Genomic DNA, 15643 nt, shown 5'->3' on the forward strand with positions numbered 1-15643 from the left:
GGTCAGGTCACTGGTCGACATCGGCGACCAGACCGGCGGCCTGGTGGCCTCGGCCGGGCGGCTGGCCGAGCGCAGGCCGCTGCTGGGCACCTCGCCGCCCGCGCTGCACCTGGCGGCGCGGCTGCGCGAGGCGGCCGGGCCCACCGGGCTGGCAGGCGAGGTCAGCGCCGCCGACGGCGAGCTGGCGGGCTACCACCGGGCCCTGAACGAGACCGTGGGCCGCTACCAGGACGACGAGCGGGAGATCGCCTGGCGGTTCACCGGCCGGGAGACGGGCAGGTGAGCGCCCCGACCCGCGTCGCGGCCCCCGGGGTGGACTTCGGGCTCGTGGAACTGGACCTGCTCGCCACGCACGCCGGTGCGCGGTTCCCGTTCCCGCTGCGGGTGCCGGAGTTCGGCCGGATCCCCGGTGAGCGGGACGTGCTGCTGGCAGGTGCCGGGGTGACCCTGCGCTCGCGCGGGCTGGCGGGGGAGCGCGGTCCGCTCGGCATCGCGGCCGAGGTGGTCACCGCGCTGCGCCGGTACCGGGGCACGGTCGACCTGGTGCTGGCGGGCCCGGACGGGGCGGTCGGCGTCCTCGGCGTGGTCTACCGGTCCTGGGCGCTGATCTGCACCCAGCGGTTCACCGGCGACCCGGCGACGAACGGGGTGCGCATCCGGCGGGTCGCGCAGAACACCCTGGCCGAGGAGCTGCTGCGGCTCGTGCCCGAGGTGGAGGCCGCGGTGACCATGCCGATCACGGTCCCGCCGGACGGCTCCGACCCCGCCGCGCTCGACGAACTCGGCCTGCTGCTGCCCGAGCTGACCGGCGCGGGCCAGCTCGGCGCGAACCGCCGCGTCCCGCTGCCCGTCGCCGCCAGGGCCGGAACCGAACTGTCCTGGTTGGACGGACCACGCGGCCGGGTGCGGATCGACCGCGCCGAGGACGGGTGGAGCAGCGTCAACTCGTTGCGGCACAGCGACCTGGGCCTCGCGCTCACCGCCTGTGCCACGATCGCCGGAAGGGAAGACGATGGGTCCTGAAGAGTGGCTCGCGCAGTACGACAAGCGCCTGACCGAGGTGGCCGCGCGCGCCGAGGAGGCCGACGCGCGCCTGCGCCGGGTCGGCGCCACGGCGGCCTCGCCCCGCGGTGAGGTCCGGGTGAGGGTCGGCGCAGGCGGCGTCCTGGAGGACCTCACCCTCACCCCTTCGGCCCGCACGCTCGAATCCGACGAGCTGGCGCGGCTGATCCTCGACACCACGCGCAAGGCGCGGCACGCGGCCAGTGCGCAGATCGCCCGGATCTCCGAGGAGTGCTTCGGCGAGGGCCCCGCGCTGGAGGTCATCAAGCAGCACCTGCCCGCCGGTGCGCGCCCGACCGGCGACCGCGACGACGACGACTACTTCGCCAACCCGCCGGAGATCACCCGATGACCGAGAGCCCGATGACCCAGTTCGACGTCCACGCCGACCGGCTGCACGGGCACGCCCGCAGCGTCGACGACGTCGCCGACCGCCTCTCGGCCATCGGCGGCGGGCTGCCCAGCGGCCTGGCCGACCTCGCCCTCGGCCTGTTCGCCCAGTTCCTCGCCACCGGCCTGCAGGGCGCCATGACCCAGACCGCCAACACCATCACCAGCGCCTCGTCCTCGGCCGCCGAGGTGGGCGCCGGGATCACCCGCACCGCGGCCGACTACCAGTACACCGACGAGGACAACTCCTCCGCGCTGACCCGGGAGTACCCCTGATGCCCGACACCGACACCGCCCGGATGGTCACCGAGCTGCAGGCGACCGACGCCGCCGTGCGCGCCAAGGGGTGGGTCGCCCCCGGCCTCGGCGTGCCGGGCGCCCCCCTGGGCCTGCTGGAGACGGCGTTCAACCCGCTGGGCGGCCTCGCCGCGGCGGGCCTGGGCTGGTTCATGCCGCTCGTGTCGTTCCTCGGCGAGGGCCTGACCCAGCTCCAGGGCGGCAACGGCAGCTCGGTCTCCTCCGGCTCGCGGGACTTCGGCGACGCCGGGCAGAGCATCGGCGGCGTGGCAGAGGAGTACCGGCAGTCGGCCACGACCCAGACCGCGGGCTGGACCGGGGCGGCCGCCGACGAGTACCGGCAGGCCGCGAACCAGCACGCCGACGGCATCGCCGGTCTCGGCCAGGCGAGTACCGGGGTGGGCAGCGCGATCATCGGCGCGGGCCAGGTCGTGGCCCAGGCCATCGCCGAGGTCACCGAGCTGATCGCCGAGGCCGTCGCGCAGATCGTCCCAATCCTGACCCAGGCCATCGCCAGGGCCGGGGAGACCTTCGGCCAGAGCGTCGTCGAGGCCATCCCGCCGTGCGTGGGGATCGCGGTGGAGTACGCGCTGCGCATCGCCGCGAAGCTGGCGGCGCTGGTGGCCAGCGGGGACAACCTGATGAAGCTGGTGCAGGGCGGCATGGCCGTGGTGCAGATGATCGAGCAGGCGCTGTCGGGCATCGGCCAGCAGAGCGTGAGCGCCGAGAACCAGGCGGCGGTCGGCGGCGGTCAGCAGGGGGGAGGCGGAGCCGCGAGCGCCGCCGACGCCGTGGAGGAGGCGGCGGGGTCCGGGAACACCGCGGGCAGCAACGCGTCCGCGGCCCAGAAGACGTCGTCGTCCGGTGGCGGTGCGCCCTCGTTCGGGGGTGTGACCGCGCCGAGCGGGTCGTCCGCACCGGGCGGCTCGTCCACCCCGATCGACGCGCCCGCGCCGAGCCGGGTGGCCATGCCGAGCGGCCTGGGCGCCGCGCCGGACTCCACCACCCGGCTGTCGGGCCTGGTCCCGCCGTCCCACAGCGGCATCCCGACCACCTCCGGCCTGACCGCCCACACCGGCGGGGCAGGGATGTCCACCGGCGGGTCCGGGGTGCCCACCACCGCCCTCAGCGGCGGCATCCCCCTCGGCGCCAACGGTTCGGCCCCCGTCCCCGGTGCCCGCGTCGGCGCCGGGCGCGACACCACTGCCGCTCGCCAGGAGAGCAGGCAGCAGCCGGTGCGGGCTCCCGGGGCCGGTGGCGGCACGCCGGGCGCCACTCCGATGGGTGCCGTGGGTGGGGTCAGGCCAGCCGGTGAGTCCGACAGGGAGCACCAGCGCAAGTACACCGTGGTCGAGGGGCACGAGGAGGACCTGAAGGTCGCACCCCAGGTCATCACCGGATCGGACTAGCCCTGTCCGCAAACCTGCCGACCACCCGACAAACCGGCGGCAGACCAGGCCGAACCCCACCGGCGCAGCCACGACCAGCCGCCTGCCTGGCGGCCCGCCACGCCGAACCGCACCGGGCGCAGCGAAAGCCAGCCACCCAGGCAACCGCCGGCCCGGCTACGGAAATGCCCGGGTGGGTGGATCTGCTTGGGTGGGGATGCCGATCATGTGCAAGCCTGCTCGGGCTGTGGGGCATCTCTTCAGCCCCACTCGGTCACACTGGGCGCATGATCGGCGTAGGGGCCCCACCCAAGCAGATCCACCCACCCGGGCACGCCCCCAAACTCTCGGCGCTTGTGAAACAACGGCACGGCTGAGCAGATCGCACCACCCGGGTATCCACGACAAAATCCCGGTCTCCGAACAGGACACGGCACACCGGCCCGGGGGGCCTCCATGCCCCGGAGCCCCCGGCTCGGTCCGGTGTCCACTGAGGACGTTCAGCGGGGAACGCCTTCGGGGTGCGCGCGGGGGGCCAGCTCGGCGAGCACCGCTCGGATCGCCGGGCTGGCACCCGCGCTGCGCCGCCAGGTCGCGTGCACCTCGCGCTTCGGCGGTCGCCGCAGCGGCCGGGACACGAGCCCTTCCCCCAGCGGCGGGCGGGCGAGGCGGGGGACCAGGGCGATGACCCGGTCGGCGGAGACCAGCGACAGCTGGGTGGAGAAGTCGTCGACCAGGTGGCGCACGTCGGGGTCGTCGGGCGCGTCCGCGAACAGCCGCCGGAACCACTGGTGGCACACCGTGCCGGGCGGGCTGGTCACCCACGGGTGGCCAGCCAGGTCGGCGCTGGTCAGCGGCCGGTCGAGCCGCGCGAGCGGGTGCTCCCGCCCCATCACGACGTCGCCGACGTCGGTGTGGACGTGGCGCCGGGTCAGGGACGCGGGCAGCGGGGCGGGCAGGCCGTCCGCGTCGTGCACCAGGGCCAGGTCGGCGGTCCCGGCGTCGACACCGCGCAGGGCCTGGTCGGGGTCCTGCTCGGTGACGTGCACGCGCAGGTCCGGGCAGCGCGCCGAGAGCCGGGGGACGATCGGCGCGAGCAGCCCGCGGACGGCCGTCGAGAAGGCGACCACCCGGAGGCTGCCGCGCGCCGCGCCCCCCGCGACCGACCGGCCCGCCTCGGCGCAGCGCTCCAGCGCCTGGAACACCTCCGGTGTCGCCTCGACGATGGCCCGCCCGGCCGGGGTGAGCACGACCCCGCGACCGGCCGGGGCCAGCACGGGCACCCCGACCTGCTGCTCCAGCCTCTTGATCTGCTGCGACACCGCCGAGGCGGTGAACCCCAGTTCGTCGGCCGCCCGCGCCAGCGTCCCGAGGGTGGCCACCGATCGCAACGCCCGCAACGCCCCGACCTCGATCATGAAGCCACACTACGCAATACCGGTGAGGAAGCATCGCTGGAGCGTGGGTGTCGGTGCGGGCACGATCGCCCCATGACCACTGCGCAGCACCCGGCCGAACTGCTCTTCGGCACCAACCTGGTCGCCATGGTGACCCCCATGCGACCCGACGGCGCGATCAGCGAACCCGGGCTCGCCGACCTCGTCGACCACCTGCTGGGCACGGGGTGCGACGGCATCGTCGTCGGCGGGACCATCGGCGAGGCGCCCACCCTGACCGACGCCGAGACAACCGACCTGATCCGCGCCGTGGCGGCCAGGGCGGGGGGTCGGGCCAGGGTGATCGCGGGCGTCGGCACCAACAACACCGCCACCAGCACCCACCGGGCCCGCCAGGCCGAGGCCGCCGGAGCCGACGCCCTGCTGCTCGTCTGCCCCTACTACTCCAGGCCGACCCAGGCCGGGGTGGTGGCGCACTGCCTGGCGGTGGCCGACGCCACCGAGCTGCCCGTGATGCTCTACGACGTGCCCGCGCGCACGGGCACCGCCATGGACGCCGCCACGCTGGTCGAACTCGCCCGCCACCCCCGCATCCGAGCGGTCAAGGACGCCAAGGGCGACCTGTCCGAAGCGGTGTCCGTCATGGCGGGCACCTCCCTGGCCTACTACTGCGGCATCGACGAACTCAACCTGCCCCACCTGGCGTGCGGCGCCACCGGCGTGGTCAGCGTCGTGGGCAACATCGCCGCCGACCGCAACGCCGAGCTGATCCGAGCCGTCCGCGGCGGCGACCTGGACACGGCCCGGGCGATCCAGGTCTCCCTGCTCCCGCTGACCGACGCCGTCATGCGGGCCTCCCCGGGAGCCGCCACGGCCAAGGCAGCGCTGGCCGACCTGGGGATCATCCCGCACGCGGCGGTGCGCCTCCCGCTGCTCGAACCACCGGCCGAACACCGCCTGCGCCTGGCGGACGCCCTGGCGACGGCGTCGGTGGATCACCGGAACAGGCTGGTCCAGTAGTCCCAGAAGGCGATCAGCACGAGGATCACGATCACCACGTACCACAGCGCCAGCACCGCGCTGTGGACCTTGCGCAGCGGTGCCAGCGCGGGCCAGGTGTCGAGGGCGGTGTACCAGAACAGCGGGATCATCACGACCCACACGACCATGCAGTACGGGCACAGCGCGTGGATGTCGTACAGGCTCGCGGCGATGAGCCAGTGCACGAACACCACGCCGAACGTGGTGCCCACCGCGAGCCCGATCCGGTACCAGCGCGGCGGGTCGAACCCCGCGAGCCCCGCCACCCCGGTGGTGACGACGACGGCGAAGGCGGCGATGCCGATGAGCGGGTTGGGGAAGCCGAACGCCCCGGCCTGGGCGCTGTCCATCACCGAACCGCAGGAGATGATCGGGTTCAGCGAGCAGATCGGCACGTAGGTGGGGTCGCCGAGCTTGGCGATCTTCTCCAGCGTCAGCGCGATGGCCGCGGCGAGGCCGAGGCCGCCGCCGATCGCGTACAGCCAGGCCAGCGCGCGGCTCATCCGGCGAGCCTTGCATCGATCGCCGCGCGCAGCTCCCGGTCGACCTCGCCTGCGGTGCTGCCCTGCGGGTCGAACTTCTCGCCGTTGATGAAGAACGTGGGCGTGCTGTCCACACCGAGCTTCGTGCCGTCGGCGACGCCCTGGTCGATGATCGCCTGCACCTCCGGGGAGGCCGCGTCCGCGCGGAACCGGTCCAGGTCGAGCCCGGCCGCGGTGGCGAACTCCTCGAACCTCGCGGTGGCCCGGGGGAGGTCGTCGCTGGTGGACTTGCCGTCCTCGGTCAGCGCCCAGGACGCGTACCCGTCGTAGAGGGCGTGGTACATCTGCGCGTACTTGCCCTGCTTGCCCGCGGCCTCGGCGGCGCGGGCGGCGGGGACGGCGAGCGGGTGGCTCTGGAGCGGGAAGTTCCGGGGGACGAAGGTGAACCGCCCCGCGTAGTCCTGCTCCAGCTTCTTGGTGATGTTCTCGTAGAACGAGGCGCACGCGGGGCACTGGAAGTCCAGGAACTCCACCACGGTCACCTTGTCACCGGCCACCTGGGACAGTGTGTGGCTCCCCGCGGGGCGCAGGGTCTCGTTCGAACCGCCGCCGCTGCCGTCGGAGCGGTTCGCGAGCAGCACGATCCCGATCACCGCGACGGCGACCACGACGACGATGGCGGTCAGGATCACGTTCAGGGACACGCCGCGGCGCGCGGTCACCGGATTGCGGGTCTTGCTCGGCATGGGAGTGGGTCACCTTCGATAGGGGTGGGGGTCTCACCGAGTGAGTCGGATGAGATCCGGAGTAGTTCCGGGAACCATTCACCCTTTCCGGGCGACTCATGTGGGTGTGAGGGTGGACAAGGCCGTCGTCGCTTCGGCCTGCGCTGGTGCGGTGCTGAGTGCGGCGGTGGTGCTCGCGGCCGGTGACGTGTACGCGCTGCTGGGCGACAGCGACCCGGGCTTGCCCGCGGCGCTGCTGTTCGGGGTGCTGCGGTTCGTCGCCGACGCGGCCGGTGTGGTCGTGGTGGGGGCACTGGCCTTCGCGGCGTTCGTCGTGCCCGCGCGCCGCGGGGCGGTGCTGACCGCCGACGCCTTCGGGGCGACGCGGATCGCCGCCGCGGCGGCCCCGGTGTGGCTGCTCGCCGCGCTCGGGGCGGTGCCGCTCTCGGCCGCCGACGCCACCGGGCAGACCCCGGGGGTGGTGTGGCGCAACCTGGCGGCGCTCGTGGCCGCCACCGAGGAGCCGAAGGCGTGGCTGGGCGTGGCCGCCGTCGCCGCGGTCGTGGCGGTGGGGGTCAGGACGACGCTGACCTGGTCGACGACCGTCCTGTGGTTCGGGCTCGCGCTGGTGGGGCTGCTGCCGCCGGTGGTGGTCGGGCACGTGTCCGTCGGCGCCTGGCACGACCTGGCGACCGACGCGATGGCCTGGCACATCCCGGCCGCCTCGGTGTGGGTCGGGTCACTCGTCGCGCTGCGCTCGCACCTGCGGCGCCGGGGTTCCGCGGACCGCGGGCAGGTGGTGCGCCGCTACCACCGGCTGACCGCGGTGTGCCTGGTGGTGCTGGTCCTCAGCGGAGCGGTGCCCGGCCTCGTCCTCTCCCGTGGGCAGTTCTCCGGTTACGCGATTCTGCTGCTGCTCAAGGTCGCCGTGTGCGCCCTCGTCGTCGCCGGGCGCCGCCTGCTCGGTTCCCGGTGGCCCCTCGCCGTGGAACTGGTCGCGCTCGGCGTGGCCCTGGGCGCCTCGATCGGCCTCGGCCACCTGGTGCCGCCCGCGTTCACCGGCCGGTCCGCCTCCGTGCACGAGACGATCCTGGGCTACGAGCTGACCGCGCCCCCGACCGCGGCGGGCCTGCTGTCCGGCGTGCGCCCGGACCTGCTGCTCGGTCTCGGCGCGGTGCTGCTGGCCTGCGCCTACCTCGCCGGGGTGCGGGTACTGCGCCGCCGGGGGCACCACTGGGCTCCCGGCCGGACCGCCGCGTGGCTGGCCGGGTGCGCGGTGGTCGTCCTGGCGACCTGCTCCGGTCTCGGCAGGTACGCGCCGGGGACGTTCAGCCTGCACATGGTCGCCCACATGTCGCTGAACATGTTCGGCCCCGTCCTCCTGGTCCTGGGTGGACCGATCACCCTGGCCCTGCGCACCCTCCCACCCGGTCCGCGCGCCTGGCTGGTCGCCCTGACCCACTCCAGGGCCGCGCGGCTGGTCGCGCACCCGGCCGTCGCCTCGGTGGTGTTCGTCGCGTCCTACTACCTGCTGTACTTCTCGGACCTGTTCGGCGCGGCCATGCCGTACCACTGGGCGCACCAGGTGATGAACCTGCACTTCCTGCTGTCCGGCTGCGTGTTCTTCTGGCTCGTCATCGGCGTCGACCGGCCCCCGCGCCCGCTGCCGCACCTGGCCAGGCTCGGGATGCTGTTCGCGGTCATGCCGTTCCACGCGTTCTTCGGCGTCATCCTGATGAACTCCCGGACGGTGATCGCCGAGACGTACTACCGGTACCTGTCCCTGCCGTGGGTGCCCGACCTGCTCGCCGACCAGCGCCTCGGCGGCGGCATCGCCTGGGCCGCGGGGGAGATCCCGATGCTGGTGGTCGTCATCGCGCTGCTGCGCCAGTGGGCCGCGGCCGACCGGCGCGAGGCCACCCGCACCGACCGCCACCTCGACGCGGGCCGCGACGACCGGCTCGACGCCTACAACGCCATGCTCGCCGACCTCGCCGGGCGACGGCACTGACCAGCTCCGGGAAGCAGACGATGACCTCAGCACCGACCAGCGCACCGGTCGAACTGGCCGTGTCCGGCATGACCTGCGCCGCGTGCGCCTCCCGCGTCGAGCGCAAGCTCAACAAGCTCGCCGGGGTCCGCGCCTCGGTCAACTACGCCACCGAGCGCGCCGTCGTCCACCTGCCGCCGGGCCTCGGCGACGACGACGTCATCGACACCATCCGCGAGGCGGGCTACGACGCCAGGGTCCGCCCCAGGGCCGAGGACGACCGCGCCGCGCACACCACCGCGATCACCGACCTGCGGCGCAGGCTGCTCGTGGCCGCGCTCCTGGCGATCCCGCTGGGCAACCTGTCGATCACCCTCGCCCTGGTGCCGGGCCTGCGCTTCCCCGGCTGGGAAGCCCTGTGCGTGCTGCTGGCGCTGCCCGTGGTCGCCTACTCCGCCTGGCCCTTCCACCGCGCGGCGCTGCGCAACCTGCGGCACGGGTCGTCCAGTATGGACACCCTGGTCTCCCTGGGCGTGCTGGCTTCCTTCGGCTGGGCCGCGTGGTCGTCGGTCGCGGGCAGCTCCGCCCCCGGCCACTGGCTGGGCTTCGGCACCACCGCCGCGGGGGCCGACGCGGTCTACCTGGACGTCGCGGCCGGGGTCACCACCTTCCTGCTGGCCGGGCGCTACTTCGAGAACCGGTCCCGGCGCAGCGCGGTCGACCTGCTCACCGCCCTGGCCGGACTGGCGGTCAAGGACGCCCGCGTGCTCCGCGACGGCGTCGAACACGTCGTGCCCGCCGCCGAGCTGCGGGTCGGCGACGTCGTGGTGGTCCGGCCCGGCGAGGGCATCCCGGTGGACGGCGAGGTCGTCGACGGCTGCTCGGCGGTCGACGCGAGCGCGGTCACCGGCGAGTCCGTCCCCGCCGAGGTCACCCCGGGGGACCGGGTGGTGGGGGCGACGGTCAACACGACCGGGCGGCTCGTGGTCCGCGCCACCGGCGTCGGCGCCCACACCCAGCTCGCCCAGATGAGCGCCCTGGTCGAGGAAGCGGCCCAGCGCAAGGCGTCGGTGCAGCGCCTGGTCGACCGGGTGTGCGCGGTGTTCGTCCCGGTCGTGCTGGTCGTGGCGCTGACCACCCTGCTCGGGTGGCTGGCCACCGGCCACGGCGCGCGCGAGGCGTTCACCGCGGCGGTGTCGGTGCTGATCATCGCCTGCCCGTGCGCGCTGGGGCTGGCGACGCCGACGGCCCTGGTGGTCGGCGTGGCCAGGGCCGCCCAGTCGGGCATCCTGATCAAGGGCCCGGACGCGCTGGAGGCGACCCGCATGGTCGACACCGTGGTCCTCGACAAGACGGGGACCGTGACCACCGGCCGCATGGCCGTCGTCGACACCGCGTCCTTCACCGGAGCACCCGAGGCGGACGTCCTGCGCCGGGCGGGCGCGGTGGAAGCGGCCTCGGAACACCCGATCGCCGCGGCGATCACCGCCGCGGCTGGCGACGCACCCGCCGCCGTGACCGGGTTCGAGGCGCTGGTCGGCGCCGGGGCCCGCGGGGTCGTGGACGGTGTGCGGATCACGGTCGGCACCGCCGCGCTCATGTCCGAATCCGGCATCGCCATCCCACCCGCCGCCCACCGGTGGCTCGACACCACCGGCCCCGCCACCGCCGTCCTGGTCGCCGAGGGAGGTGCCGTCACCGGCGGGATCGCGGTCCGCGACACCGTCAAGCCCACCGCCGCCGCGGCCGTGGCCGACCTGCACCGCCTCGGGCTCCGCACCGTCCTGCTCACCGGCGACAACGAGGTGGTCGCCCGCGCCGTCGCCGCCGAGGTCGGCATCCCCGAGGTCCTCGCAGGCGTGCGCCCGACCGACAAGGTCGCCGCCGTGCAGGAACTGCGCGCGGCCGGACACCGGGTCGCCATGGTCGGCGACGGCATCAACGACGGCCCGGCCCTCGCCGCCGCCGACCTCGGCCTGGCCATGGCCCGCGGCAGCGACATCGCCACCCACGCCGCCGACGTCATCCTCGTCCGCGACGACCTCACCGCCGTCCCCGAGGCCATCGCCCTGGCCAACCGCACCCTCACCACCATCCGCGGCAACCTCGCCTGGGCCTTCGGCTACAACGTCGCCGCCATCCCCCTGGCCGCCCTCGGCCTCCTGAACCCCCTCATCGCGGGCGCCGCCATGTCCCTGTCGTCGGTGCTCGTGGTCTCCAACAGCCTGCGCCTGCGCAACCACCGCCCGTCCCGGTCTCCCGGCGCGCGCGTCTGATCAGCTCCGCGCGTGACCCCGACCGAACCGGTCGAGGGGCGAGTGGCATTCGGGTGAGCGTCGCGGAACGCGGTCGCCTGCCCGACGCCGACATCGGTGTCATCGCCTTTCCCCCTACCCGCCTTCGGAGCATTACCGCCGTTACTACCGGGACCTGACAGCGGGATTCGGGTACCTGGGCGGCCAAGGCGGCCGATACGTATAGGGCGCCCGAGCGCGGGGTAGGATGCTGCTCGTTGACATGGAGGTAAACATGGAGTACACGCCGTTCGAACGACGTGACCCAGACGAGCAGTACCGGACGATCCTGGCCAGGATCGTGAACGAGGGCGAAAAGGTCCCCACGAAACAGGGCCCCCCGGCGTTGACCCTGATGCAGCAGGCGATGCGCTTCGAGTTGGGCAATGGTTTCCCGATGATCACCGAGCGGAGCGTGCGCTCTTTCTGGCGCAAGCCGATCGGTGAACTCTGCGCCTTCATCAACGGTGCGACCACCCTCGACGAATTCGAGGAATTCGGCTGCGACTGGTGGGGGGATTGGGCGACCCCGGCGAAGACGTCGTCCCGGGGCCTCCCGCCCGGCAGCATCGGTCCGGGTTCCTACGGCGGTGCCTTCCACGACTTCCCCACCCTGGAATCGGGGCCGTTCGACCAGTTCGCCCACCTGGTGGAGCAGATCCGGGAGCTGCCGGACGTCAGGACGCACTTCGTCAGCCCGTGGATCCCGCAGTACCAGGTCCGCGGCGCGGGCAAGCGCCCGCGCACCACGATCGCGCCCTGCCACGGCTGGGTGCACGTGCGCGTGCTCAACGGCCGCCTGCACCTGCACATGTTCCAGCGCTCCGGCGACGTCCCGGTCGGGGTCCCCTCGAACATGATCCAGTACGCCGCGCTGACCCTCATGCTCGAACACCTGACGGGCGTCCCGGCGGGTGTCTACTACCACACCATCTCGGACGCGCACGTCTACGAGGACCAGCTCGACCAGGCGAAGACGATCATCGGGCGCGAGTCGCGGAGGCTGCCCACCGTGGTGCTCAACGACGCGGGGCGCGCCGTCACCGACATCCACGACTTCCGGGCCGAGCACTTCGACCTGGCCGACTACGAGCCGCACGGCGGCCTGCGCATCCCGGTGTCGCCGTGAGGACCTCCCTGATCGTGGCGGCGGACGAGAACGACGTGATCGGGCGGGGCAACGCCCTGCCGTGGCACCTCCCGGTGGACCTCGCCCGGTTCAAGCGGCTGACGATGGGCCACGCGCTGGTGGCGGGCCGCCGCACGCACGAGAGCATCCTCGACCGGCTCGGGAAGCCGCTGCCCGGCCGCTTCACAGCCGTGGTCACGGGCAAACCCGGCTACGCGGCGGGCGCGGGCGCCGCGAGCCAGCCCGATTGCCGCTCGGCCCTCGAACTCGCCCGCGGCGTGGAGGCGTTCGCGCAGCGCGACGAGGTCTTCGTCATCGGTGGGGCCCAGGTGTACGGCCAACTGCTCGACGACGTCGACCGGGTCCACCTGACGCGCGTGCACCAGCACGTGGACGACGGCGACGTCACCATGCCCGCCGGGTGGCTGGGGGCGTTCGAGCTGACCGGTGGTGAGGAGAGCGGGGATTCCCGCTGCTCGTTCCTGACCTACGACCGGAGGTAGGCGTGGAGCTGTACTACCTGGGCAACTCCCGCCTGGAGGAGCAGCGCGCGGAGATGATCAGGCTGGAAGAGGCGGGCGTGTGCCTCTTCTGCCCGGAACACCGCCCCCGGGACCAGGTACCGCTCCTGCGCACCGACCACTGGTCCGTCGTGCCCAACCGGTACCCGTACCAGGGCACCCGCGTGCACCTGATGCTCGTCCCGGACGAACACGTCACGGACATGGCCGACCTGTCCGGGGCGGCCCAGGCGGACTTCTGGCCGACCCTGCGCTGGACGCGCGACCGCCACGGGCTCACCCACTACGGCATCGGCGTCCGCAACGGCGAATCCCGCTTCACCGGCGGGACGATCAAGCACCTCCACGTGCACGTCCTCACCGGGGACGTCGACGACCCGGACCACACCCCGGTCCGGATGAAGTTCAGCTCGCGTCCCCGGGAGGACTGAGCCGACCGGCCGCGGCGGTGTCCACCCAGACCAGCTCCACGCCCGCGGCGCGCAGGATCGAGTCGCCGTCGAGCATCGAGTACGGGCCCGCGAAGTAGCAGCGGCGGAACCCGACCTCCGCGATCATCCTGGCGCACCCCGGGCACGGGAAGGTCGACACGTAGAGGTCGGTGCCCGCGAGTTGCTCGCCCGTCCTGGCCGCCCGGGCGACGAGCAGCGCCTCGGCGTGGATCGCCGTGGACAGATCGATGCGCACACCGCGGCTGAAGTCGTTGCGCGGGTCGCCGTCGACGTAGGGCGTGTACTCGCTGGGGCGGTGCTGGTTGTGCTCGACGCCGATGACCTCCCCGTCGCGCACGGCGACCGCGCCGACCTGCCGCCACCAGTCGGAGCTCAGCGCCGCGGCCCCCGCCGCCCGGGCCATCAGGGCGAGGTCCTCGGCGTCCGAGGTGACCACCCCGTCGTAGTCCGGGGGGCGCTGGGCCAGGCTCCAGCTCCGGTCCCACCGCAGGAACGTGCGCTCGTAGACGAGCTTGCGCCCCGCGTCCAGCCCGTGCCGGGCGACCAGGTCGCGGGTGATCTCCTCGTCCGGGACCACCAGCAGGTCGGCGACCACCGCGTCGGCCACCCCGTCCCGTTCGACGACGGACACCGCGGGCCGGTCGGCCGAACCCCGCAGGTACCCCGCCGCGACCTCCGGGGCCAGCGCCCTGATCTCCTTCTTCATCGACGGGTGGTCCTCGGCGAAGCTGGTGCCCAGGAGCAGGATCTCGTCGGCGTCCGCGTGCCGGGAGAAGAACGCCTCGTACCCGGCGTGCAGGACCGGCAGGTACAGCAGGAGCTGCTTCATCAACTCTTCCGGAACTCGTCGATCACGTCGTGGATCAGGTCGGGCAGCCGTTCGGCCAGGTGCTGGGACATGCGTTCGGCGAGGCCGAGCTGGAGCAGCCGCAGCCGCGCCGAGGTGCTCACCGTGGCCATCCGGTCGAGCACCTCGACGTGCCCGCAGTACTTCTCCTCCAGCTCGGCGATCTCCTCGGCCGAGTACGTCTCCGCGGTGGCCACCAGGACGTCGGGTCGCACGGCGGAGATGAGCGACCACCGGGGCTCGTCGACGTGCTTGAGCGTCACCAGCCCCACCCCGCGCTGGTGGGTGAGCATCCTCAGCCGCTCCGCCTCCGGCACCGCGGGCCGCCACGGTCCCTTGCGCTTGCGCACCTTCTCGTCACTGTCCACGCCGACGATGAGGAAGTCACCGAACCGCCTGGCGGCCTCCAGGTACATCGAATGGCCCTCGTGCAGGATGTCGAAGGTGCCGCTGGTGAGGACGACCTTCATGCCCAGCACGCGCAGCGCTTCCGCGATCTGGCTGATGGTCGCGTAATCCGACACGTAGCGGACGTCGAAGTTGGACGCGTCCGCAAACAATCCGCTGTTCGGAGCCATCAGTCTTCTTCCGTGCGGGTGAGATGTCGATTCCGGGAAAGCGCCGCGACAAGCGGGCGAACGGCAGCCCGGTGCTCGAATTCCACCTGCACAGCGCCTCCCGCCAATCGCCTCGTCGCCCGTCTGGCACTATGCCGTGCGTCACTCGGCCGGAGCACGGACTTCGCCGATGCTACGCCGCGGCCGGGAGTGCCCCGATCGGCAGGTGGTCGCGAAACGCCGATCACGATCCACACCCGCGACACCCCGAAACGACCGGGTCGACCACTCCGCGGGCAATCCTCAGGTGGTGCTCACCCGGTGCAGGCGCAGGGCCACCTGGATCTCCAGGAGGTGGTCGGCCTGGCGCCAGGTCTCGCCAAGCAGGCGGCTGATGCGGGCCGAGCGCTGGGAGACGGTGTTGGGGTGCAGGTGCAGTTCCTGGGCGGTGCCGCGGGTGTTCTGGTTCGTGGCGCAGGAGACCTCCAGGGTGCGCAGCAGGTCGTGGTCGGTGGTCTGCTGGGTGAGCAGGTCCCGCAGCAGCTCGCCGCGGACGCGGGCCTCGGCCTCGCCCATGCGCCGCCGGGTGACCAGGACCAGGGCAGCGACCAGGGCGGCGCGTTCGAGGATGCGCCGGTCGGTGTCGCTGATCGGGGCCGGGCCCAGGTGCACGACGGTGCCCAGCGGCTCCGACTCGGTGATTATCGGGAACGCGCACAGGCGTCCGCGGAGCAGGGTGTGCCCGGAGGTCCTGGCCTCGGCCCCGATCCCGGCCAGCTCCGGTTCCCCCGCGCGGTCCGCACCGCCGGAGGTGGCGACGGCGGTGCCGTGCTCGTCGAGGACCAGCACGTGCCCGGGGACCGCGGTGGCGGTGGCGGTGGCGACCTCGTCGACCCCCTTGCCCTGCAGGACCAGCTTGGTCAGCCGCTCGTGCACGTCCGCGCTGCGCTCCAGGTCGTCCACGTGCGACCGGACGGTCGCGTTGGCCACCCGCAGCTCGTCCAGGTAGGACTCGACGCTGCCCGGAGGCGCTTGACGTCGATTTGCTGAAGGCAATCGGCTTGAGCGTCG

17 protein-coding genes are annotated in these 15643 nt (G+C 73.2%); 11 read left to right on the forward strand and 6 right to left on the reverse strand.

Annotation, left to right across the window (positions count from 1 at the left end; translation table 11 throughout):
• The first annotated feature begins 10 nt into the window (after positions 1-10).
• Genes L6E12_RS20240 through L6E12_RS20260 form a run of 5 tightly spaced genes read left to right on the forward strand, consistent with a single transcriptional unit; the run spans position 11 to position 3158 of the window.
• Positions 11-283 (forward strand): hypothetical protein, encoded by a 273-nt coding sequence (locus L6E12_RS20240; protein WP_374201917.1) that lies wholly within the window; start codon positions 11-13, stop codon positions 281-283.
• Positions 280-1023, forward strand: coding sequence for an ESX secretion-associated protein EspG (locus tag L6E12_RS20245; protein WP_236229495.1), 744 nt, complete (start codon positions 280-282; stop codon positions 1021-1023). Before L6E12_RS20240 ends, L6E12_RS20245 begins: the two co-directional genes overlap by 4 nt.
• Positions 1013-1414, forward strand: coding sequence for a YbaB/EbfC family nucleoid-associated protein (locus L6E12_RS20250; RefSeq protein WP_110080470.1), 402 nt, complete (start codon positions 1013-1015; stop codon positions 1412-1414). Before L6E12_RS20245 ends, L6E12_RS20250 begins: the two co-directional genes overlap by 11 nt.
• The gene (locus tag L6E12_RS34825; protein WP_255683307.1) at positions 1411-1728 is read left to right on the forward strand and encodes a type VII secretion target; all 318 of its coding nucleotides are present in this window, start codon (positions 1411-1413) and stop codon (positions 1726-1728) included. The genes L6E12_RS20250 and L6E12_RS34825 overlap by 4 nt, the downstream gene beginning before the upstream one ends.
• A complete protein-coding gene (locus L6E12_RS20260; protein ID WP_236229496.1) occupies positions 1728-3158 on the forward strand; it encodes a WXG100 family type VII secretion target in 1431 nt (476 codons plus the stop codon). Before L6E12_RS34825 ends, L6E12_RS20260 begins: the two co-directional genes overlap by 1 nt.
• A 479-nt stretch (positions 3159-3637) precedes the next feature.
• On the opposite strand, the gene L6E12_RS20265 is transcribed toward L6E12_RS20260, so the two are convergent.
• Complete coding sequence (locus L6E12_RS20265) at positions 3638-4555, reverse strand: LysR family transcriptional regulator (RefSeq protein WP_236229497.1); 918 nt, start codon at positions 4553-4555, stop codon at positions 3638-3640.
• A gap of 72 nt (positions 4556-4627) precedes the next feature.
• Between L6E12_RS20265 and dapA the strand changes: the two genes are divergently transcribed.
• Positions 4628-5554, forward strand: coding sequence for a 4-hydroxy-tetrahydrodipicolinate synthase (gene dapA / locus L6E12_RS20270; protein WP_236229498.1), 927 nt, complete (start codon positions 4628-4630; stop codon positions 5552-5554).
• On the opposite strand, the gene L6E12_RS20275 is transcribed toward dapA, so the two are convergent.
• Together L6E12_RS20275 and L6E12_RS20280 are read right to left on the reverse strand one after the other, a co-directional pair.
• On the reverse strand, positions 5530-6078 hold the full coding sequence (locus L6E12_RS20275; protein ID WP_236229499.1) for a vitamin K epoxide reductase family protein: 549 nt from the start codon (positions 6076-6078) through the stop codon (positions 5530-5532). The genes dapA and L6E12_RS20275 overlap by 25 nt on opposite strands.
• On the reverse strand, positions 6075-6803 hold the full coding sequence (locus tag L6E12_RS20280) for a thioredoxin domain-containing protein (protein WP_236229500.1): 729 nt from the start codon (positions 6801-6803) through the stop codon (positions 6075-6077). The genes L6E12_RS20275 and L6E12_RS20280 overlap by 4 nt, the downstream gene beginning before the upstream one ends.
• 151 nt (positions 6804-6954) lie before the next feature.
• On the opposite strand from L6E12_RS20280, the gene L6E12_RS20285 reads away from it, so the two are divergent.
• From L6E12_RS20285 to L6E12_RS20305, 5 genes are all read left to right on the forward strand, one after another.
• Positions 6955-8793: a cytochrome c oxidase assembly protein gene (locus L6E12_RS20285; protein WP_236229501.1), complete on the forward strand. Its 1839-nt coding sequence runs from the start codon at positions 6955-6957 to the stop codon at positions 8791-8793.
• Positions 8794-8813: 20 nt separating this feature from the next.
• Complete coding sequence (locus L6E12_RS20290) at positions 8814-11048, forward strand: cation-translocating P-type ATPase (protein WP_236229502.1); 2235 nt, start codon at positions 8814-8816, stop codon at positions 11046-11048.
• A gap of 253 nt (positions 11049-11301) precedes the next feature.
• The gene (gene thyA / locus L6E12_RS20295) at positions 11302-12195 is read left to right on the forward strand and encodes a thymidylate synthase (RefSeq protein ID WP_236229503.1); all 894 of its coding nucleotides are present in this window, start codon (positions 11302-11304) and stop codon (positions 12193-12195) included.
• Entirely contained in the window at positions 12192-12698 is a 507-nt protein-coding gene (locus L6E12_RS20300) for a dihydrofolate reductase (protein WP_236229504.1), read from the forward strand. The genes thyA and L6E12_RS20300 overlap by 4 nt, the downstream gene beginning before the upstream one ends.
• Before the next feature lie 2 nt (positions 12699-12700).
• The gene (locus L6E12_RS20305) at positions 12701-13147 is read left to right on the forward strand and encodes an HIT family protein (RefSeq protein ID WP_236229505.1); all 447 of its coding nucleotides are present in this window, start codon (positions 12701-12703) and stop codon (positions 13145-13147) included.
• Here L6E12_RS20305 and L6E12_RS20310 read toward each other — a convergent pair.
• From L6E12_RS20310 to L6E12_RS35475, 3 genes are all read right to left on the reverse strand, one after another.
• Complete coding sequence (locus L6E12_RS20310; protein ID WP_236229506.1) at positions 13122-13997, reverse strand: deaminase; 876 nt, start codon at positions 13995-13997, stop codon at positions 13122-13124. The genes L6E12_RS20305 and L6E12_RS20310 overlap by 26 nt on opposite strands.
• Positions 13997-14593 carry an adenylyltransferase/cytidyltransferase family protein gene (locus tag L6E12_RS20315; RefSeq protein ID WP_236229507.1) on the reverse strand — a complete coding sequence of 199 codons (597 nt, stop codon included), beginning with the start codon at positions 14591-14593 and terminating at the stop codon, positions 13997-13999. The genes L6E12_RS20310 and L6E12_RS20315 overlap by 1 nt, the downstream gene beginning before the upstream one ends.
• Positions 14594-14875: 282 nt before the next feature.
• Positions 14876-15562 (reverse strand): CdaR family transcriptional regulator, encoded by a 687-nt coding sequence (locus L6E12_RS35475; RefSeq protein WP_236229508.1) that lies wholly within the window; start codon positions 15560-15562, stop codon positions 14876-14878.
• Positions 15563-15643 lie beyond the last annotated feature (81 nt).

The organism is Actinokineospora sp. PR83 (assembly GCF_021056305.1).
Lineage (GTDB): Bacteria > Actinomycetota > Actinomycetes > Mycobacteriales > Pseudonocardiaceae > Actinokineospora > Actinokineospora spheciospongiae.

Coding starts and splice junctions, on each gene's coding strand:
- L6E12_RS20250 (WP_110080470.1), top strand. CDS start 1,013: ATGGGTCCTGAAGAGTGGCTCGCGCAGTACGACAAGCGCCTGACCGAG.
- L6E12_RS34825 (WP_255683307.1), top strand. CDS start 1,411: ATGACCGAGAGCCCGATGACCCAGTTCGACGTCCACGCCGACCGGCTG.
- L6E12_RS20260 (WP_236229496.1), top strand. CDS start 1,728: ATGCCCGACACCGACACCGCCCGGATGGTCACCGAGCTGCAGGCGACC.
- L6E12_RS20265 (WP_236229497.1), bottom strand. CDS start 4,555: ATGATCGAGGTCGGGGCGTTGCGGGCGTTGCGATCGGTGGCCACCCTC.
- dapA (WP_236229498.1), top strand. CDS start 4,628: ATGACCACTGCGCAGCACCCGGCCGAACTGCTCTTCGGCACCAACCTG.
- L6E12_RS20275 (WP_236229499.1), bottom strand. CDS start 6,078: ATGAGCCGCGCGCTGGCCTGGCTGTACGCGATCGGCGGCGGCCTCGGC.
- L6E12_RS20280 (WP_236229500.1), bottom strand. CDS start 6,803: ATGCCGAGCAAGACCCGCAATCCGGTGACCGCGCGCCGCGGCGTGTCC.
- L6E12_RS20290 (WP_236229502.1), top strand. CDS start 8,814: ATGACCTCAGCACCGACCAGCGCACCGGTCGAACTGGCCGTGTCCGGC.
- thyA (WP_236229503.1), top strand. CDS start 11,302: ATGGAGTACACGCCGTTCGAACGACGTGACCCAGACGAGCAGTACCGG.
- L6E12_RS20310 (WP_236229506.1), bottom strand. CDS start 13,997: ATGAAGCAGCTCCTGCTGTACCTGCCGGTCCTGCACGCCGGGTACGAG.
- L6E12_RS20315 (WP_236229507.1), bottom strand. CDS start 14,593: ATGGCTCCGAACAGCGGATTGTTTGCGGACGCGTCCAACTTCGACGTC.